At 38.8% G+C, this 23,456-nt stretch carries 4 protein-coding genes; all 4 read left to right on the forward strand.

Annotated elements, in window-relative coordinates; genetic code table 11:
• The 4 genes from HRG09_RS23510 (at window position 1) to HRG09_RS23525 (ending at window position 23,199) form a co-directional block, all read left to right on the forward strand.
• Window positions 1-6,471: a non-ribosomal peptide synthetase gene (locus HRG09_RS23510; RefSeq protein WP_174103205.1), complete on the forward strand. Its 6,471-nt coding sequence runs from the start codon at window positions 1-3 to the stop codon at window positions 6,469-6,471.
• Complete coding sequence (locus HRG09_RS23515; RefSeq protein WP_174103206.1) at window positions 6,468-21,353, forward strand: non-ribosomal peptide synthetase; 14,886 nt, start codon at window positions 6,468-6,470, stop codon at window positions 21,351-21,353. Before HRG09_RS23510 ends, HRG09_RS23515 begins: the two co-directional genes overlap by 4 nt.
• Window positions 21,354-21,776: 423 nt before the next feature.
• Window positions 21,777-22,451 carry a 4'-phosphopantetheinyl transferase family protein gene (locus tag HRG09_RS23520; RefSeq protein ID WP_375335774.1) on the forward strand — a complete coding sequence of 225 codons (675 nt, stop codon included), beginning with the start codon at window positions 21,777-21,779 and terminating at the stop codon, window positions 22,449-22,451.
• Between the two features lie 16 nt (window positions 22,452-22,467).
• Window positions 22,468-23,199: a thioesterase II family protein gene (locus tag HRG09_RS23525; protein ID WP_174103208.1), complete on the forward strand. Its 732-nt coding sequence runs from the start codon at window positions 22,468-22,470 to the stop codon at window positions 23,197-23,199.
• The last annotated feature ends 257 nt before the right edge of the window (window positions 23,200-23,456 follow it).

Below are 23,456 nucleotides of genomic sequence, written 5' to 3' on the forward strand. Positions count from 1 at the left end.
ATGGGAGACGTTATAGATATATATGGATTATCACCTTTGCAAAAAGGAATATTGTTTCATACTTTATACGATCAAGATGATGAACATTCTTTTTCCTACATTGTACAAGTAGGCTTCTTGCTCGGGGGGCAATTGGATGTTGCTACTTTTGAAAAGGCTTGGGAATATGTTATTCATCGACATGAGGTTCTACGTTCAGTATTTGTGTGGGAGGAAGTAGAAAAACCACTGCAAGCAGTTTACCAATGTCTTCCTTTTACTATTCATCAAGAGGATTGGAGTGCCCATTCGCATGAGGAGAGGGAGAAGAAATTACACCAATTCTTGACTGCAGATCGTAGAAAAGGATTTTTATTGGATGAAGCACCGTTGATGAGAGTCACTGCGATTAAAGAAGCAGAAGAGGAAACAAGAATCATTTGGACACATCATCATATTTTGCTAGATGGGTGGAGTGTGTCATTGGTCTTTAGTGAAGTGATGGAAGTTTATCTCAAGATGATAAAGGGAGAATTGTTGAATCTTCCTAAATCTCTTCCTTATAAAAAATATATCCAGTGGATAAATAAACAAGATCAAAGTCAAGCAGAGGAATTTTGGACAGAAGAATTAAAGGGGTTTTATGCACCTACGCCATTAGCGATGGAAAGAAAGGATCAAGAACAGGAGAAGGGCTATGGAGAGCATGTTTATCAGGTATCTGAGGAACTCACTGAGAATTTACAAGAGTGGGTACGAAATAGTCGATTAACATTGAATACGTTAGTACAAGGCGCATGGGCCTATTTGATGAGTAGGTATAGCGGTGAAAGTGACATTGTATTTGGCGTAACTAGCTCTGGACGTCCTACGGATTTGATAGGAGCAGAGAATATGGTGGGTCTATTTATTAACACATTACCTACTAGAATTCGATTAACGGATGATACATCAGTAGTAGATTGGCTTCGTAAAATACAGATGAAAGAAATGGAACGAAGACAATATGAGTATAATTCGTTGGTTGATATTCAAGGGTGGAGTGAAGTTCCGCGGAATAGCTCCTTATTTCATACCTTGTATGTGTTTGAAAATTATCCAATTCAAGGTGAGAGAAATGATGATTTAAGTTTACTAGATGTTAAAAGCGCGGAACAAACAAATTATCCTTTAACAATCATTGTAATGCCTGGTAAGAAAATTACTTTAAAGTTGATGTATGATCGAAGCTATTTTAATGAAGAAACAATAAATCGGATTCAGGGTCACTTATTGCAAGTATTAATTCAGATGACGAAGAGTCTAGATTCAAAACTCTTGGAAATTACTCATTTAACAATGGAAGAGCAGACACAGTTGCTAGAGGAATGGAATAATACTCAAGTAAAATATTCAGCTGAAGGCATGATTCATACGGTATTTGAGGAGCAAGTTAAAAAAACGCCAGAAGCAATCGCGGCTATTTACGAAAATGAACAAATTACCTATAAAGAGTTGGAGGAGCGTGCGAATCAGCTAGCTCATTATTTACAAAAGCGTGGTGTAGGTCCAGAGTCTCTAGTCGGAGTATATATGGAACGTTCATTACAAATGATGATAACGTTATTAGGTATTCTAAAATCAGGAGGGGCGTATGTTCCACTTGACCCTACTTATCCGGAGAGTCGGCTTCGTTATATATTAGAGGATGCTGGAATCGAAGTACTAGTGACGGAAGAAAATTCGAAAAATTTATATATATCTGAAGATCTTGAAACAATCTGTATGAATAAAGATTATACTGCAATTGAAAAAGAAGAATCAACCCCATGTATAAGTGGTGTAACAGGAAGAAGTTTAGCGTATGTTATGTATACTTCAGGATCTACAGGGAATCCAAAGGGAGTGATGATTGAGCATCATTCAGTAATCAATTACCTAGAATGGATGCAACATCAATATCCACTTTCTGAAAAGGATGTGGTCCTGCAGAAAACCCCATTCTCATTTGACGTATCTGTTTGGGAGTTGTTTTGGGGGATTCACGTTGGAGCAAGTGTATCTTTCCTACCTCCAGGTGGAGAAAAAGATCCTTCCATTATAGCTGAAGTGATTGAAAAACATCAGGTCACTATTGTTCAATTTGTTCCTTCGATGTTATCTGTTTTCTTAGGTCACTTCAATCATATTGAATTAAACATGAATTGTTCGTCCGTGCGTCATGTATTTTCTGGTGGGGAAGAACTAAGCTCAGGGTTGGTTAGACGATTTCAACAGCAATGGAATCATAGCGGACAAGTAAAATTAACTAACTTTTATGGACCAACTGAAGCCACTATTTATGTAAATGCATTTGACTTACAACCTAATCAAGAAATTGTTTCTATTGGGCAGCCGATACAGAACACGCAATTATATGTATTAGACCAAAATCAACGCTTGCAATCAATCGGAATAGAGGGTGAGTTATATATTGGTGGTGCCGGTTTAGCGCGTGGATATTTAAATCGCCCGAATCTTACTGCCGAAAAATTCGTTTCGCATCCATTTCAATTGGGGGAACGACTATATCGAACAGGAGATTCAGTAAGATATCTAACTGATGGAAATTTAGAATTTATAGGTAGAATGGACCATCAAGTAAAAATGCGTGGTTTTCGAATTGAACTAGGAGAAATTGAAGCGACTTTAGAAAAATGTTCGTTTATTAAAGAGGCTGTCGTATTAGTTAGAGAAGATTGTCCAGGCGATCAACGATTGGTTGCATATGTAATAAGCGATGGAAATACCCGAAAGTGGAGAGAGTATTTACAAAACCAATTGCCGAATCATATGATTCCAGCGCACCTTGTAGAGTTAGAACAGTTCCCGCTTACTCCGAATGGGAAAATCGACCGAAAGGCCTTGCCAGCACCTGATGAGCAACCTATAGGAGATTTAAATGTTCTACCTCGGACGCCATCGGAAGAGCTTATTGCCTCGGTTTGGAGTCAAGTGTTAGGAACAGAAAATATCGGTATTCAGGATTCCTTCTTTGAACGAGGTGGACACTCACTACTAGCTACTCAAATCGTCTCTCGATTACAAGAATTGTTCCAGGTTAAAATCCCGCTACGTGAGCTTTTCAAGCACGATACAGTGGAAGCATTAGCGAAACGAGTAGATCAGTTGCGCAAAGAAGATAAAAAACGAGAGGTTCCACCCCTTGTACCTATGACACGGGAAGAATCTATTCCACTTTCCTATGCGCAGAAACGTCTATGGTTTATTGATCAATTAATGCCAAATAGTGCGATGTACAATATTCATGCAGCGTGTCGCTTAACAGGTAAATGGTCAATTGAAGCATTGGAGGCCGGATGGAATCAGTTGTTGGAGCGTCATGAATCATTACGGACGATAATTCTAGAACAAGAGGGTGAACCTTTTCAACAGGTTCAATCTCATGTATTCAGACATATCCCTCAAACGGATCTAACAGTTCTCTCTTTGGAAGATAGGGAAAGAGAGATGAAACGGCTCATTCAAAACGAAGCGGAGGAACCATTTCATTTTGGACAAGGTCCTCTGATTCGAACACGAATATTGAAAGTGGACGAGGAAGAATGGATTCTCCTTTGTACGATGCATCATATTATTTCGGATGGGTGGTCAATGGGAATCTTACTTGAAGAATGGATGGCTTTTTATGAAGGAGTACTAAGCGGAAAGCCAGTGGAACTGAAGAAATTATCTGTCCAATACGCAGACTTTGTCATGTGGCAGAAGGAATGGCAAAAAGAAGAGAATTTTGATCAACACCTTCAATATTGGAAGGAAGAATTATCTGGAGAGCTACCGGTTTTACAATTACCGATGGATCGTCCTCGACCTGCGGTTCAAACCCACCGTGGTGCGAGTCAGTCCTTTACGGTGGCGAATTCCCTACAGGAAAAGCTCAAAGATTTAAGTCTGCAAGAAGGATCCACTTTATTTATGACCTTGATGGCAGCGTATCAAAGCTTCCTTTCTCGTTATACAGGACAAGACGACATCTTGGTTGGAAGCCCAATTGCAAATCGAAATGTTAAAGAGATTGAGGGGGTAATAGGTTTCTTTGCAAATACGTTGGTTTATCGAGCTGATTTCAGTGAAAATCCGACGTTCCAAGAACTTTTGTCGCAGGTACGAAAAAAAGCACTAAAAGCATACGAGTATCAGGATATTCCATTTGAGAAAGTGGTAGAATCCGTAAAACCGGAACGGAATACAAGTCATTCACCGATATTTCAAACCATGTTTACTTTACAGAATACGAAACAAGAGTTTCCCCAGCTATCTGAAAGACACATGGAACTCATGGAAAGTCATGCTTCTATTGCGAAATTTGATTTGAGTTTATTTGCTTCGGAGACGAAAGAAGGATTATCGCTAACCTTTGAATACAATACTGATTTGTTTAATGATACAACCATTGAGCGTATGGCAAGTCATTTTGAACATTGGTTAAATCAAATTGTCTCTCATCCAAAATATTTATTATCAGAACTGAATATGTTATCGAAAGTAGAATATAAGCAACTACTAGAGGAATGGAATAAATCAGGTGTTGTAGATATACAAGAAAGCACGATTCATACATTGTTTGAAGAACAAGTGAAAAAAACACCAGAAGCAATTGCAGTAGCATGCGAAGATGAAGAACTAACATATCGAGAGTTGGACGAACGCGCGAATCAGCTAGCACATTATTTACAGAAAAATGGTGTGGTATGCGAATCATTGGTTGGGATTTGCGTTACACGTTCATCCGAGATGATTGTCGGTCTCTTAGGAATTATGAAGGCAGGAGGAGCATATGTCCCAATTGATCCAGCGTATCCGGAAAGTCGACTGCAATATATTTTAGAGGGTGCTCATATTAAGGTACTGGTGACACAGGAAAAGTTACAGCAAAAAATGGTTATACCTAAATCCGTTGACGTGATTTGTATTGATCGTGATCGAGCAGAAATAGAACAAGAAGTAGCTACAGTGTGTACGAGTGAAGTGAGGGGTGATAACTTAGCCTATATTATCTATACTTCAGGTTCCACTGGAAATCCAAAAGGGGTAATGATTGAGCACAGGAATACAGTAACAATGATTCATTGGGCGCATCACACGTATTCCCGAAAGGATTTAGCGGGAGTGTTGGCTTCAACTTCGCTATCCTTTGATCTATCTGTTTTTGAAGTGTTTGTTCCCCTAACGATGGGTGGTAAGGTGATTGTCGCTGAAAATGCTCTACATCTAGACAAGTTGTCTACCAAGGGTGTGACTTTGGTCAATACTGTGCCATCGGCGGCGAAGGAACTGGTTCGAGCAAAAACAATCCCTTCTTCGGTAAAGGTGATGAATTTGGCAGGAGAACCGTTACCATATTCACTTGTTAAAGATTTATACGAGAGAAGTATGGTTCAGAAGGTGTACAACCTATATGGACCGTCCGAAGATACTACGTATTCCACATATATGGAATTGGAAAAGGGTGTTATGCATAGGGTACCACCAATTGGTAAACCAATCTTCAATACAGAAGTATATGTACTAAGTTCTGAACAAAAAATGGTTCCAATTGGTGTAGTTGGTGAGCTGTACATTGGTGGATCAGGATTAGCGCGTGGATACTTAAAACGCCCTGACTTAACGCAAGATCGTTTTATACCGCATCCGTTTAAAGAAGGAGAGCGAGTATACCGGACTGGAGATCTAGTAAGGTATTTGCCGGATGGAAATTTGGAGTATCTTGGCCGAATCGATCATCAGGTAAAAATTCGTGGGTTCCGGATTGAACTAGGAGAAATTGAAGCGACATTACAAAAGCATATATTAGTTAATGAAGCTATTGTGATGGTGCGAGAAGATTATCCTGGTGATCCACGTTTGATTGCCTATGTTGTAGGAGACGGGGATGCTCAAAAGTGGCGTGATTATCTCAAGGACCAACTACCAAATTATATGATTCCAGCCTATTTTGTTGGATTGAATGCATTTCCACTCACTCCTAATGGAAAAATTGATAGGAAGGCCTTACCAGCACCAGAGAGACAGGAGATAGCAAGTGGTTATATTGCTCCTCGTACGTCTACGGAAAAAACAATCGTTTCGATATGGCATGAAGTTTTAGGTATGGAAAACATCGGAATTCAGGATTCGTTTTTTGAAATTGGTGGCCATTCATTACTTGCTACGCAAGCTGTTTCCAATCTTAAAGAGGCTTTTGGAATTGAGATACCATTGCATGATTTATTTATGTTTCATACAGTGCGGCAATTGGCAGAAAAGATTGATCAATTGCTCTATAACAAAAATCAAGAAATGCAGAATAATAGTAAGGAGAATGTAAGTCTTCAAGACTATATTCAAAATGAAGCAGAAGTGAGTAATGATGAAGAATTACTTGAACTGCTTAAGCAATTAGAAGAGCTATCAGAGGAAGAAGCACAAGGGATATTCGAGAGTAATTTGATTGAGGAAGGGGTAAAAAAATGAGAAGTGATTTACTTGCAAAGCTGAGTTCGCTTTCTCCTGAGAAGAGAGCATGGCTTCAGAAGCAAATGCAAAAAAAGGAGAATAAAGAAGCACTCCCGTTGTCTTATGCACAACAACGTTTGTGGTTTATGGACAGATTTAACCCAAACAGTTCTTTATATAATATTCCAACGGTATGGCATCTAAAAGGAAATTGGATACCTGAAGCATTAGAAAAGGGATTCAATCGACTCATTGAACGTCATGAATCATTACGAACGGTTTTTAAAAAAGTAGGAGAACAACCTGTGCAACAAATTGTCGAATTCCTTCCTAGAGCATTACCTGTAAGAGATTACTCTCAACTTCCTCTAGAAGTAAAAGAAAAAGAGGTAGATAGTTTAATTGCGAGAGAAGCGCAAGAACCATTTGATTTAATGAATGGTCCTTTAATTCGTAATCAGCTTGTTCAATTAGAAAAGGATGAATGGTTATTACTGTGTACGATGCATCATATTATTTCTGATGCTTGGTCCATTGGTATATTCATGAATGAATTACTTGCTTTCTATGAAGAAGAAACGGGCGGAAATCCTGCTAAATTAAGTTCATTATCCATTCAATATGCAGACTTTGCGAAGTGGCAAAAGGAGTGGTTGCAAGGTGATGTGCTTAATCGTCAGCTTACGTATTGGCAGGAAGAATTGTCTGGTGAGCTTCCTATATTACAACTGCCAGTGGACCGACCTCGACCGGTTACGCAGACTTATTCTGGGGATACGCATCACGTGATTTTTCCTTCTAGATTACTCAGTCAATTAAAAGATTTAAGTCGACAAGAAGGATCTACCTTATTTATGACTTTAATGGCTGCATATCAGAGCTTTCTTGCACGTTATACAGGACAAAAAGATATTCTAGTCGGAAGTCCGATTGCAAATCGAAATCATAAGGGAGTAGAAGGATTAATTGGTTTCTTTGTTAATACGTTGGTTTACCGATCAGATTTGAGTGGCACCCCCACTTTTCGGGAGATTGTGAACCAAACAAAGAAAAAGGCGTTAAAAGCTTACGAATATCAAGATATACCATTTGAAAAAGTGGTAGAAGCTGTGCAACCTGAACGAAGCATGAGTCATTCCCCTATCTTTCAGACCATGTTTACGCTACAAAATATAAAACAAGAACGACTAGATTTGCCTGGTAGAAGTATTGAAATGGTAGAAAGTAATATGTCTAGTGCAAAATTTGATTTGAGCTTAACTGCCTATGAAGTGGAAGAAGGTCTATTTGTCTCATTTGAATACAACACGGATTTATTTGATAGTAGTACCATTGGACGTATGGCCGGCCATTTTGAGAACTGGCTAAATGAAATCGCGTATCAGCCAGATGAATCATATACAAAGCTGTCAATGTTATCGGACACTGAGCAGAGACAACTCCTAGAAGAATGGAATGATACGGACGTAGTTTATGGTCATGATTGTATGATTCATGAGCTATTTGAGCAGCAAGTTGCACGTACACCTGATGCAGTGGCGGTAGTTTATGAGGGGGGAAAGCTAACGTATCAAGAACTCAATGATAAATCGAACCAATTGGCACATTTTCTACAAAAACGAGGTATCGGACCTGAATCATTGGTCGGTATATGTATTGAACGGTCTCCTGATATGATTATTGGTCTCTTTGGGATTTTGAAAGCAGGTGGGGCTTATGTCCCACTGGACCCAAGTTATCCCGAAAACCGTCTGAGATACATTTTAGAGAATTCACAAATTCAAGTGCTGTTAACAAAAGAGGCACTACAGGACTGGTTACCTAAAGATATTCAAGCAATTTGTTTAGATCGGGATCAAGTAATGATTTCTAAAGAGAGCAATTTAGCTCCAGTGAGTGGAGTAACAGCAAATAACTTAGCCTATATCATATACACTTCGGGTTCGACGGGAAATCCAAAGGGGGTAATGATTGAACATCATTCCGTTATCAACCGCCTACAGTGGATGCAGAAAAAATATCCATTGTCCGAGGAGGATACAATCCTACAAAAGACACCGTTCTCGTTTGATGTTTCTGTCTGGGAATTATTTTGGTGGTCATTTGTAGGAGCGCGTGTTTGTTTGCTTCCACCAGGAGGAGAGAAAGATCCTGCGGTGATTGAGGAGTATATTGAACGATATCGTGTGACCACCATGCACTTTGTTCCGTCGATGTTATCTACTTTCTTAGATTATATGGAACAATATAATTCGAAAAGGGATGTATCGTCTTTAATTCAAGTTTTTACTAGTGGAGAAGCATTAAACACTGAGCAGGTTCGCCGGTTTAAGGGGATCTTTTACAATGTTCAGCAAACAAAGTTAATTAACTTGTATGGTCCTACTGAAGCGACTGTGGATGTGACTTATTATGATTGTGATTTAGAAAAAGAACCAATGCTTATTCCAATTGGTCGTCCAATTGATAATACAGAGTTGTATGTGTTAGATCAATATCAACAGGTGGTACCAATTGGTGTGGCGGGGGAACTTTACCTTGGAGGAGTAGGATTGGCACGTGGCTACTTCAATCGACCAGATTTAACTACTGAACGTTTTATTCCGCATCCCTTTAAGGAAGGGGAACGATTATATCGAACGGGTGACCTGGTGAGATATATGAATAATCGTAACTTGGAATATATCGGAAGAATAGATAACCAAGTCAAAATTAGAGGATTCCGAATTGAATTGGGAGAAATTGAAGCAGCTTTACATGATCACTCATCTGTAAAAGAGGCTGTCGTGTTGGTGAAGGAAGATCGACCAGGAGATAAGCAATTAGTAGCTTATGTAGTGGGTGAAGGGGATACTGGAGAGTGGCGTGAATATCTCAAGAAGCAACTGCCACATTATATGGTTCCGGCATACTTTTTCCAAATTGAAGGGATGCCACTCACTCCAAATGGTAAGGTGAATCGGAAAGCCTTACTGGAATTGGAAGCACAGTTCATAAGTGAAGATATTACTTCATCACGAACACCAGTGGAGGAGCTCATCGTTTCCGTATGGAGCCAAGTGTTAGGTATAAAAAATATTGGTGTTCAGGATTCCTTTTTTGAAATCGGTGGTCACTCGCTACTAGCTACTCAAGTAGTGTCACGTTTACAGGAAATCTTCCAAATTGAATTACCGGTACGTGAACTATTTGAGTATGCAACGGTGGAGTCACTGGCAAAGCGATTAGATCAGTTACGTAAAGGAGATAGAAAACGAGAGATCCCGCCACTAATGCCGATGGAACGAGGGGAAACTATTCCACTATCTTATGCACAACAGCGCTTATGGTTTATTGATCAATTTACACCTAATAGTGCCCTTTACAATATGCCAATGGTATGCCGCCTTACAGGGAGTTGGCTACCTGAGGCATTGGAAACGGGATGGAATCAACTAATAGAACGTCATGAATCATTACGGACGGTCTTTCATGAAGTGAACGGTCAACCCGTACAGCAAATTGAACCGTATGCTTTTCGATCAATTCTAAAAATGGATTTAACTATGCTTTCTCCTGAAGACCGAGAAGAAGAAGTTAAACGTTTGATTCAACAAGAAGCAGAAGTGCCATTTGATTTAGGCGAGGGCCCACTGATCAGGACAAGTATTTTGCGAGTGGGAGAGGAAGAATGGATTCTCCTTTGTACTCTACATCATATCATTTCAGATGGATGGTCAATGGGAGTCCTACTTGAAGAGTGGATGGCATTCTATGAGAAAGCCACGGATGGAAAGGTAGCAGAACTTGAACCATTACCGGTTCAATATGCCGACTTCGCTCAGTGGCAAAAAGGATGGTTGAAGGAGGAAGTACTTGATCAACAACTCCAATATTGGAGGGAAGAATTGTCTGGAGAGCTTCCTGTACTTCAACTTCCTATGGATCGCCCGCGTTCTGCAATACAAACTCATCACGGGTCGACATACACACTGGCTCTGCCAAGCACGCTACATGACAAATTGAACGAATTTAGTCGCCAAGAAGGGGCTACGCTCTTTATGACATTGTTGGCTGCATATCAAAGTTTTCTATCACGTTATACGGGACAAGAAGATATTCTGGTCGGAAGTCCAATTGCTAATCGAAATTACAGAGAAATTGAAGGACTAATTGGTTTCTTCGTCAATACGCTGGTTTATCGGGCTAATCTGAGTGGTAGACCGACATTTCAGGATGTTCTGTCTCAGGTTCGTCAAAAGGCATTGAAGGCGTATGAATATCAAGATATTCCTTTTGAAAAAATTGTAGAAGTTATACAACCAGAGCGGAGTACAAGTCATTCGCCAATCTTCCAGACTATGTTCATCTTGCAAAATATGAAACAAGATTTCCCGGTGTTATCTGATAGAAATATTGAAATGATAGAAAGCCATAATCCAATCGCAAAGTTTGATTTAAGTGTAATGGTGGCTGAGACGGAAGAGGGCTTACTTTTTACTTTTGAATACAATAAGGATTTATTCGATGCTACAACTATCGAACGGATGGCAGGGCACTTTGTGAAATGGCTACACGAAGTTTCCCATCACCCGCAAAATCCGTTGCACAGTCTGAGCATGCTATCTGAATCTGAGCGTACTTTGTTATTAGAAACATGGAATGACACTGTAATGGAAATGTCCCCGCAGAGTCTTATTTGCGACAGATTTGAGGGACAAGTAGCAAAGAATCCTGAAGCGATTGCGGTGGTTGATCAAACAAAAGAGTGGACTTACGGTGAACTGGATGCACAATCAAATCAATTGGCAAATGTTTTACAGCGAAAAGGAGTTGCTCCAGAATCAGTCGTGGGAGTTTATCTTCCGAGATCGGCTGAGCTCATGGCAAGTTTACTAGGCATATTAAAAGCTGGTGGAGCTTATGTCGTTTTAGATCCGTTGTATCCAAAATCAAGGTTAGAATACATGATTGAAGATGCAGGAATTCAAATTGTAGTGACGGCGGAAGGGCAAGAAGACCTTTTCGAACAGGTCGAAATGGTGAGGTTAGAAGAATTAACAGTGGAAAGTGTAATCGCACCTACACGGCAGGTAAATCCAGAGAACTTAGCTTATATCGTCTATACCTCTGGTTCTACAGGAAAGCCAAAGGGTGTCATGGTTGAATATCGCTCATTAATGAATATGGTCTCTTGGCATCAAGAAGTTTATTGTATTACAGCAGAGGATCGTGCGACTCAGATTGCGGGGATTGCTTTTGATTCGGCTGTCCAGGAGATTTGGCCGTATCTTACTGCAGGTGCAGCACTCTATTTGTCAACAGAGGAACTGAGAGTTAATCCAGAAGCACTAAGAGACTGGCTCATTGATTCGCGAATAACAGCTAGTTTTGCACCTACACCTATTCTGGAAAGACTCTTGAAATTATCTTGGCCAGAGAAGACGAATCTTCGTTTTATCATTACGGGCGGAGATCAATTAACGCAGTATCCATCTAAACATATTCCTTTTACGGTAATCAATCAGTATGGTCCATCGGAAAATACCGTTGTTACCACGGATTGTTATGTACCTGTAGGAGTGACAACAGGTACGCCATCGATTGGTCGACCGATTGCGAATACAGAAGTTTATGTGTTAGATTCTTATCTTCAGCTAGTACCAATTGGTGTAATTGGAGATCTCTATATTGGAGGAAAGAGTCTTGCTCGCGGATATGCTAATCGTCCAGATCTTACAAAGGAAAAATTTATTCCGCATCCATTCAAATCAGGAGAACGTATCTATTACACTGGAGACAAAGCAAGTTATCTTTCTGATGGTACTCTCCAGTTCCATGGTCGTATAGATGACCAAGTGAAAATTCGTGGTTTCCGGATTGAATTGGGAGAAATTGAAGCAGTTTTGCAGGCACATTCTTCAGTGAAAGAAGCAGTTGTATTGGTACGAGAGGATGATCCAGGTGACAAGAGATTAGTAGCTTATGTAGTTGGTGAAGGAAGTGCCCATGAGTGGCGAGAGCATCTACAAACAAATTTACCAAATTACATGGTCCCAACAAACTTTATTGAAATGGAATTTTTACCACTTACACCGAATGGAAAACTTGATTTGAAGGCATTGCCTATACCTAGTGAACTATCTACTGAAAATACCGTTAACGCACGAACTCCGCTAGAAGAACTTATCGCTTCAGTGTGGAGTCAAGTGCTAGGAATAGAAAATATAGGTGTTCAGGATTCCTTCTTTGAACTTGGTGGTCATTCTCTACTTGCTACACAAGTGGTCTCACGCTTGCAAGAAGTCTTTCAAATTAAATTACCTGTACGTGAACTGTTCGAATATTCAACGGTCGAGGCATTGTCAAACCGAATAGATCAGTTACGTAAGGGAAGCAAAAAACGAGAAGAAATTCCACCATTGATGCCGATGGAACGAGGAGATAACATTCCACTTTCTTATGCCCAACAGCGCCTATGGTTTATCGATCAATTTGCACCTAATAGTGCACTTTATAATATGCCAATGGTATGCCGCCTTACAGGGAATTGGTTACCTGAAGCATTGGAGTTGGGATGGAATCAGTTGATAGAGCGTCATGAATCTTTGCGGACGGTATTTCATGAAGTAAACGGTCATCCTGTGCAGCAGATTCAACCTTATATTTTCTGGCCTCTCCCGCACATGGACTTAACTAAGCTTACATTAGAGGAGAGAGAAAGAGAGTTGGAGAAATGGATTCAAACTGAAATCGAATCTCCATTTGACTTAGAGCGAGGGCCATTGTTCCGTGGACAAATCGTTAAAGTTTCAGAAGAAGAATGGGTTCTTCTGTGTAATATGCATCATATTATCTCAGATGGATGGTCGATGGAAATCTTACTCCAAGAATGGATGGCATTTTACGAGGAGGCGATTGGTGAAAAACCAGCAGAGCTTGCGCCACTACCAGTTCAATATGCTGACTTTGCTCAATGGCAAAGAGAATGGTTGAAAGATGAAGTACTAAATCAACAGCTTGCATATTGGAAGGAAGAATTATCTGGCGAGTTACCAGTTTTAATGTTGCCGATGGATCGTCCGCGTCCTCCAGTGCAAACACACCATGGATTAACTCATAATGTGTTGTTGTCACGCTCATTACTGGATAAATTAAACGAACTAAGTCGTCAAGAAGGGGCCACGCTTTTCATGACCTTATTGGCATCGTATCAAAGTTTCCTTGCCCGTTATACAGGACAATCGGATATTATTGTTGGCAGCCCAATTGCAAATCGAAATTATCGAGAGATTGAAGGGTTGATTGGTTTCTTTGTCAACACGTTGGTTTATCGAGCTGATTTAAGTAAAGCACCGGCATTTCAAGAGTTGTTGTCACAGGTGCGGATAAAAGCATTGAAGGCGTATGAGTATCAAGATGTTCCGTTTGAGAAAATTGTAGAAGTTATCCAACCTGAAAGAAGCACAAGTCATTCTCCGATTTTCCAAACCATGTTTACTTTGCAAAATACGGAACAGGAGCTACCAGATCTATATGGACGAAATATAGAAGTAATGGAGAGCAACGCTCCAATCGCTAAGTTTGATTTAAGTTTAACTGCTGCAGAAGTGGAAGACGGTTTATTGCTTAATTTTGTTTATAGGACTGATTTATTTGACAGTTTAACTATTGAATCTATGGCCGAACATTTTGGAAACTGGTTGAATTTAATCGTGGAACATCCTGAAGAATCATTAGCCAAGTTGCCTATACTATCAGGATTACAGCAAAAACAGTTAGAAGAGTGGAATAGTAATGCCGTAGCATATCCACAGGAAAGTGCGATTCATCAGCTGTTTGAAGAGCAAGTAAATCGTGCACCTGACGCGGTGGCGGTGGTAGACGAAAAACAACAGTTAACGTATCGAGAGCTGAATGAAAAAGCTAATCAATTGGCCCATTATCTTCAGCAATGTGGGATTGGGACTGAATCATTGGTTGGACTTTGCTTTGAGCGTTCAGTTGAGATGATTGTTGGTATTATGGGGATTTGGAAGGCTGGAGCAGCATATGTTCCATTGGACCCATCGTATCCAGAAAGTCGCCTCCAATATATTTTGGAGGACACTGGAATTCAAGTATTAGTTACAAACGAAGCATTAGAAAATTGGATACCTAAAGAAGTCAAAGTAGTTTGTCTAGATAGGGATCAAGCAATGATTTCACAAGAAAGTATTCTTTCACCAAAATGTGAGGTAACGGGAGAAAACTTAGCGTATGTTATCTATACTTCGGGATCGACTGGGAATCCAAAGGGTGCTTTGGTACAGCATCATTCTGTAATAAACTTGTCTTATGGTTTACAGAAAGAGGTTTTCGCACATGAGATACCATCTAACATGCATGTCGGTTTAAATGCGTCAATCGCCTTTGATGCATCTATTCAGCAGTTACAAATGCTGTTGTATGGTTCAAGTTTGTATATTATTCCTAACGAAATTCGAAGTGATCCGGAACAGTTTGTAGCTTATATTAGGGAGAACAAATTAGAAATCTTTGATATAACACCTTCATTACTTCAATTACTTATAGATGTCGGATTATTAGAAACGTGCGATGGCGTTCATGTTCCAAGTAAGGTATTGGTCGGCGGCGAAGCGATTATGCCGTCATTATGGGAACAGCTTGTAGAGGTTGATAAAATTGATTTTTATAATGTATATGGTCCTACAGAATGTACAGTTGATGCAACATGCTATCATATCAAAAAAGATAGTAAGAGAGTAACAATTGGGCGTCCGTTGCCGAACGTTCAAACTTATGTATTGGATAGAAATTGGTTACCAGTACCAGTTGGTGTGATGGGTGAACTTTATATCGGAGGAGCAGGTCTTGCGAGGGGATACTTGAATCGTCCAGAGCTAACATCCGAACGATTTATTTCCCATCCATTCAAAGAAGGCGAGAGGTTATATAGAACGGGAGATCTCGTGAGATATCTTCCTGACGGTAATATAGACTATCTAGGAAGAATGGATAATCAAGTGAAGATTAGAGGATTTCGAATTGAACTTGGGGAGATTGAGTCGACCTTACAGGAGCATTACTTGGTAAAAGAGGCAGTTGTAACAGTTAGGGAAAATCAGTCGGGAGATAAGAGGCTGGTAGCTTATGTAGTGGGCGAAGGCAGTTTAGAAGAATGGCGCGAGTATCTTAAAGCAAAACTGCCAATCCATATGATACCTTCCTACTTTGTCGAAATGGAAGAGTTACCGCTAACCATAAATGGAAAGGTTGATCGGAAATCGTTGCCTATACCAGATTATCAAGGAACACAAGAAGGCTACGTGGCCCCAAGAAATGAACGTGAACATAAGCTTTCTATCATTTGGGAACGTGTGCTGGGTTCAAAACGTATTGGTATTCATGATAACTTTTTTGAAATTGGTGGAGATTCAATTCTTAGCATTCAGATTGTCTCTTGTGCGAAGCAAGCTGGTTTACAGTTGACACCAAAACAAATATTTGAACATCAAACGATTGCAGAGTTGGCACAAGTAGTCAAAGAAGAACAAGGTGTACAAGCTGAACAGGGAATTATAACTGGAGATGCGATACTTACACCTATTCAGCAAAGGTTTTTTGCACAAAATCATCCTAACCCACATCATTGGAATCAATCTATGTTCTTTAGAACGAAAGGGAAACTGGACATAGTATCACTGGAGAAGTCAGTGCGTAATCTTCTACTTCATCATGATGCCCTGCGTTTAAGATATGAACGTTTACCTGATGGGGCTTGGAAACAATGGAATGAAGGAATAGAAGAACAATTGATGCTGACTGTCATTTCATTAGACGAAGTGCCGGAAGCCAATTGGCATCAAATTATTCAAAAAGAGATTAATATTGCGCAAGAAAGTTTGAATTTACATGATGGTCCGTTAATGAGAATGGTGTATTTTGATGAGGGTGAGAAGACTGGCCGATTATTTTGGACGATTCATCACTTAGCAGTGGATGGTGTTTCTTGGCGAATTTTATTGGAAGATCTGCAAACAGCTTATACTCAAGCAGTTCAGGGGCAGAAAATCCAATTACCTATGAAGAGTACATCCTTTAAAGAGTGGTCGGAGAAATTACACCATTACGCTGAATCTGGAATATCGCAAGAAGTACTGCATTACTGGGAGCAGCAGTCCGAACAAGAAGTAGTTAAGCTACCAGTAGATGTTACTGTAAGTGATCCAGTAAGCGTAGTGACTGAGGAAATTACTGTGGTGCTAGATGAGAATAAGACCCGTATGTTATTGCAAGAGACTTTAAGCACTCACCGTGTCCAAATTAATGAAGTATTATTAGCAGCATTGGTACAAGCTACAGCAGTATGTACAGGGCAGCCGATATTGAGCGTGGATCTAGAGGGGCATGGTCGAGAAGAGATTATTGAAGAGGTTGACTTATCGAGAACCGTGGGCTGGTTTACTAGTATTTATCCTGTTCACTTAAATATTACTGGTGCCAACACGCCAATTGAAGTATTAAAAGCAGTTAAAGAACAAGTACGAAAAATTCCTAATAAGGGTGTTGAATATGGAGTGTTGCGTTACATGAACGCAACACTGTGCGAGCAATTAGGCTCTCAAAATACACCGTCTATTAGTTTTAACTATCTTGGACAATTTGACCAAATGTTTTCTAACGATGCAATGTTTATTCCGGAGAACAAATTCAAGCGTTTAGATCATGCTGCCGGTTCCAAGCGATCGCATGAAGTTGATGTAATTGGGGTTGTAACGGATGGAAAACTTCAGTTCACTTGGGTATATAATGTTGGACAATTCGCGAAATTAACGATTCAAAGTATTGCAAAAAATATGCTTCATCAACTGAGCAGATTGATTCAATCCTCAGATAGAGAATCTGCACTGACTGTTTCGGATTTTGGGATGACTAATCTTAACCAAGCGAGTTTGACAAAAGTATTAACTAAGATGAATCGTGGAAAGAACTATCCAATTACTGACTTATATCCACTATCACCTTTGCAAGAAGGTATGATTTTCCACACATTGCATGACCAAGGGGATGAACATGTTGCACCGTATATAGTGCAATTAAGTTTTATGATTAAAGGGAAGATGGATATTCCTACTTTTGAGCAGGCGTGGAAATCTGTACTTCAGCGGCATGAAGTTTTTCGTACAGCATTTGTTTGGGACGAAATTGAAGAACCTTTACAAGTGGTGTATGAAAATATTCCATTTAAGGTAAACAAAGAAGACTGGCGCACAATGACAACTGAAGAGATAGAGGAAAAAAGAAAAGTCTTTTTGGCATTAGATCGAAAACAAGCCTTCCTATTTGATGAAGCGCCATTGATGCGGGTAACGGTCATTCAAGAAGGTGAGGAAGAGTATCGGATTGTTTGGACACATCACCATATTTTACTGGATGGATGGAGTTTACCACTGGTCTTTAATGAATTACTTACAGTCTATCAGAAGAGAATGAATGGAGAATCTGTGAAGTTACCTAAGTCATCGCCATATAAGAAATATATCCAATGGCTAAGAGAACAAGATAAGGAGCAAGCGGAACAATTCTGGAGAGAGAAACTTAAAGGGTTTACTGCACCAACTTTGCTGGGCTTAGAGAGTAAAGCGGAAGAAAAAGGGTACACAGAGAAGGTTACTCATTTATCAGAAGAGCAGACCCAAGCGTTACAAGGCTGGGCGAAACGAAATAAAATTACTTTGAGTACGGTAATTCAAGGCGCATGGGCATATCTCATGAGCCGGTATAGTGGAGAAAATGACATTGTCTTTGGGGTAACAAGCTCAGGGCGTTCTACGGAGATTATTGATGTTGAAAATATCGTAGGTCCTTTCATTACAACGTCACCGACGCGAATTCAATTGATGGATGATATAAAAGTAATAGATTGGTTGCAGAAGATACAAGAGGAAGAGATAGAAAGAAGACAATATGAGTATGCTTCTTTGACAGAGATTCAGGGTTGGAGTGAAGTTCCTAGGGGAACACCGCTGTTCAATAGTTTATATGTGTTTGAAAATTATCCAGTGAAAGAGGCATCTTCAGGAAATCTGGAAATTGGTGAATTGGAAGGAGTAGAACAAACCCACTATCCATTAGGGTTGGCTGTAGTTCCAGGAATCCAGTTATCGTTAAAGTTAATGTATGACCGTAGTAAGTTTAATAGATTAACTATTGAACGAATGCTGGGCCATTTACACCAAGTGTTAATGCAAATGCTCAAAAACATTGATCAAACTCTGTCGGAGCTGGTATATATTACGGAAGCGGAACAAAGACAATTATTAGAAGAATGGAATGATAATGTTATATCTTATCCACGAGAGAATGTGATTCATCAATTATTCGAAGAGCAAGTAAATCGTACACCTGACGCGGTGGCAGTGGTAGATGAAAAACAGCAACTAACGTATCGGGAGCTGAATGAAAGAGCTAATCAATTGGCCCATCATCTACAGAAATGTGGAATTGGGACAGAGTCATTGGTTGGCCTCTGCTTTGATCGTTCAGTTGAGATGGTTGTTGGTCTCATGGGAATTTGGAAGGCTGGAGCAGCTTATGTTCCATTGGATCCATCGAATCCGGAAAGCCGTCTGCGATATATTCTAGAAGACACAGGAATTCAAGTATTAGTTACGAATGAGATATTAGTGGGCTGGATACCTAAAGAAATTAAGACAGTTTGCCTAGATAGGGACCAAGCAATCATCTCTCGAGAAAGCAAACTTTCACCAATATGTGAGGTAACAGGGGAAAACTTAGCGTATGTTATCTACACTTCCGGTTCGACAGGTAATCCAAATGGTGCTTTAGTACAGCACCATTCTGTAATAAACCTATCATATGGTTTACAAAAAGAAGTTTTCTCACATGAGATACCTAGTAATATGAGAGTCGGTTTAAATGCGTCAATTGCCTTTGATGTATCTATTCAGCAATTACAAATGCTGCTTTATGGTTCAAGTTTATATATTATTCCAAGCGAAGTTCGCACTAATCCGGAACAATTTGTGTCCTATATTAGGGAGAATGAATTGGAAATGTTTGATATGACACCTTCATTACTTCAATTACTTATAGATGGAGGATTGCTAGAAACAAGTGCTGATGTACATTTACCAAGCAAGATATTGGTCGGCGGTGAAGCAATCATGCCGTTATTATGGGAACAGCTAGTAAAGACTGCAAAAATTGATTTTTATAACGTATACGGTCCTACAGAATGTACGGTTGATGCAACGTGCTATCATATCAATACAGATAGTAAGAGAGTTACAATTGGACGTCCGTTGCCGAACGTTCAAACTTATGTATTGGATAATAATTTGTTACCTGTTCCAGTTGGTGTAACAGGTGAGCTATATATTGGTGGTGCAGGTATAGCGAGAGGGTACTTGAATCGCCCAGAATTAACAGCAGAACGATTCATCCGTCATCCATTTAATGAAGAAGAGCGTTTATATCGTACGGGAGATTTGGTTCGTTATTTACCTGATGGTAATTTAGATTACGTGAGAAGGATTGATAATCAAGTGAAAATTAGAGGCTTCCGTATTGAACTTGAAGAGATTGAAGCGAATCTAGAGAGTCATCCATTGGTAAAAGAAGCAGTAGTTTTGGTAACAGAGGACAAATTAGGAGAGCAGAGATTGGTCGCTTATGTAGTTGGAGATGGGAGTATGCATGAATGGCGTGAATATCTCAAGACACAAGTACCGAATTATATGGTTCCCGCACACTTTATTAAGGTAGACACAATTCCGCTTACAACGAATGGAAAAGTTGATCGAAAGGCATTGAACAGTTTAACTATTCAAAGGGAAAATAACTTCTCTACACCAATCATTCCAAGGGATGAAATTGAATATCAGCTGATTAAAATCTGGCAGGATTTGCTACAGATAGAAGATGTCCATGTAAATGATGATTTCTTTAATAGAGGGGGACATTCTCTCCTTGTAATCAAATTGGTTTCAAAAATTAGGGAGAAGTTTGGGAAAGTGATTAAGGTGTCTACATTGATTAAGAATCCAACAGTGGAAGGAATCGCATGCCTTATTCGTGATAAGCATGATATGACAAAATCTGTATCAGCGCTGGTTCAACTACAAGAATCAGAGAAAAGACCTTTCTTCTGCGTTCATCCGTTTATGGGGAATGTATTCTGTTACATTCAACTAGCAAGATTGCTCAAGAACCATTGTTCATTTTATGGTTTACAGAATCCTCTTATAGAAAAGAGAGAAATTGACGAGTTGACATTGTCGGAAGTAATTCAACTTTACATCGAAGAAATAAAACGTGTTCAGCCAGAAGGCCCATATCGTCTTGGAGGATGGTCTTTAGGCGGTGCAATTGCTTATAAAATCGCAATTGTACTAAGGAATCAAGGAGAAGAAGTTGAGTTATTAGTACTAATGGATACTAAAGTGCCTTCAGACCAGGATTATAAAACAAGGGAGGATATGCTCTCATATATATCTAAGCATTTCATTCCTAGAGATCTTACAGAGCAGGAAGGGGAAATCGTCTATCAACAAGATATGCTTGTGGAGCGATTAATTATGGAAGGGGTGCTCCCGCCTGATGCAGAACTTATGAATTTGAAGCAAGTTATCAATGCTCATAGGAAATGCCTGAACATAATGGCAGAGCATGATTTGATACCATACTCTGGAGAAGTTATCTACTTTAGTGCTGAGGAAGGAAAAGAGTTGTTTACAGATTGGGGACCTTTATTAAAAGGAAGGGTAAATAAGTATTCTGTCCCTGGATCACATGAAGAAATAGTAGACTTCCCCGCAGTTGAAAAGATAGCTAAGTATCTACTAAATAAATTAGAAGGAATAAAAGAGACACCCCTTGCATTAATGGAAAAGTAGAGAGCACAAAAGATGCAACTCTATGAACGAAAATTGTGATTATTAAAGTTGTTATTTGAGGGTAGCAGTGTAAACGAATAGGGCAGCCCAATAACTGCACATCAAGTGTAGGAAATTATGAATATATCAAGAGCATTACTTTTTAAGGGGTTAATGTAAAAATTGCTTCATAGAGACATAGAAGCCTATATGAGTTGTTTATAGTATGGTGTAAATGATCTGAAGTTTTTGTACCAGATGCTAATACTTTGGTGATATTGCTGGGGAAAGGTGTATATTTTCATTGATATGTAAATATGCATCTTTTCTATTGTAAATGCAATTTAATAAAGACAAGATATAAAATTAGTTTGAATTTCTGTAACGCACATATATGAAGCCATCCTTTTAAAAAGGAAGTGATTTATCATACAAATTCAAGCTGTGAAAATACCAAAGAATATTGAAAGTCATTTGTTTAAGCAACTTAGTAACTTGATTTCAAATGAGAAGAAAGAACGAATGAAGCGTTTATTAAATTTATGCGATATTAATAGGACTTTGATAGGAGATTTGTTAATCCGATCTCTAGTCTGCCAAAAGTATAAAATTAATAATGAAGAAATTAGATTTATATATAATGAGTATGGAAAACCTTTTGTTGAAAACTTTTCTGACTTTCACTTTAATATTTCACATTCAGGAGAATGGGTGGTTTGTGCCACTGCTAATTTTAATGTAGGGATTGATATAGAGAAAGTTTCAAAAATAGAAACTCTTAAATTAGCAAATGAATTTTTTTCAGAGGAAGAATTTTATGATATATCTAATATGAATTCTGATGAGCAAATTAATTATTTTTATGATTTATGGACATTAAAAGAAAGTTATATAAAAACGATTGGAAAAGGGCTTTATATACCGTTAAATTCATTTTCTATAAAAAAAGAGTCACGAACTTTAATTTCATATAAGAATATACCTCAAAATTTTTACTTTAGACAATATAACATTGAGCCAAATTATAAGATATCTGCTTGTGCAACAAGGGATGAATTTCCGCAGGAGATAATAATTAAAGACATTTATACAATTTGCCAAAATATAAACAAATTTTAAAGTAAGGAGAAAATCAATGCAGAAGACTAAACTTTTTTGCTTTCCACATGCTGGGGGATCTGCGTTTAGTTACGCAAAATGGAAAAATTACTTTAATCCATATATTGAAGTAGTCCCAATAGAGTTAGCTGGTAGAGGATATAGAATTGAAGAAAGCTTGTACCAAAGTATGGAAGAAGCCGTAAATGATGTCTACACTAGTATAGTTAAGCAGATAGATCATTCGCCCTACATTCTATACGGGCATAGCATGGGAAGTTTAATCGCCTATGAAGTAGCCAGAAAAATACAGGATTCTAAAAACGTATTGCCTGAATTTCTTGTTTTGTCCGGTAGAAATCATCCAGATAGTAAAATAAAAAATATCCGACATAATCTTTCTAATGAACAATTTAAAAGAGAAGTTATTGCAATGGGAGGTACACCATCCGGCGTACTTCAATCAGAAGAATTAATGGAGATTTTTCTCCCCATGCTAAGAGCAGATTTTAAAATTGTCGAGACATATATTCATGACAATCATATACAAGCATGTGATATTGATTTTCTTATATTTAATGGGAAAAATGACGCATTTACTACATATGATCAGATAATAAAATGGGAGCAATACACAAGTAAAACTTGTACTTTTCATTCTTTTGAAGGTAATCATTTCTTTCTAAATGAAAATATTGAAGAAATAGCAAATAGAATTATAAGAAAGTTAGATTCTAAAAGGGGTACGGCAACATGCCCATCAACTTAAGAACAGAAACAAAATGAACTTTCATTCATATGAACTAAAAAACTCCTAAAATATTTTGTGTCCTTAAAAATGAGCATACCAAATAAACCTAGATAGGTATTATTTTGAAAAATTATGCAGCTTTCTTTTGTTTTCCAAATCCACTATATTCATAGACAACGCCCATAATATCAAAGACTGTCTTCTTCTCATATCGATGAGATTTTCGTCCATTTTTCTGTAGTAGGTGGAACAGGTGGATTAGAATCTTTGTTATT

The organism is Bacillus sp. Xin1 (assembly GCF_013314535.1).
Lineage (GTDB): Bacteria > Bacillota > Bacilli > Bacillales > Bacillaceae_G > Bacillus_A.

Bases quoted from the DNA above. Each gene is read 5' to 3' on its own strand.
- HRG09_RS23510 (WP_174103205.1), top strand. From the start codon at position 1: ATGGGAGACGTTATAGATATATATGGATTATCACCTTTGCAAAAAGGA.
- HRG09_RS23515 (WP_174103206.1), top strand. From the start codon at position 6,468: ATGAGAAGTGATTTACTTGCAAAGCTGAGTTCGCTTTCTCCTGAGAAG.
- HRG09_RS23525 (WP_174103208.1), top strand. From the start codon at position 22,468: ATGCAGAAGACTAAACTTTTTTGCTTTCCACATGCTGGGGGATCTGCG.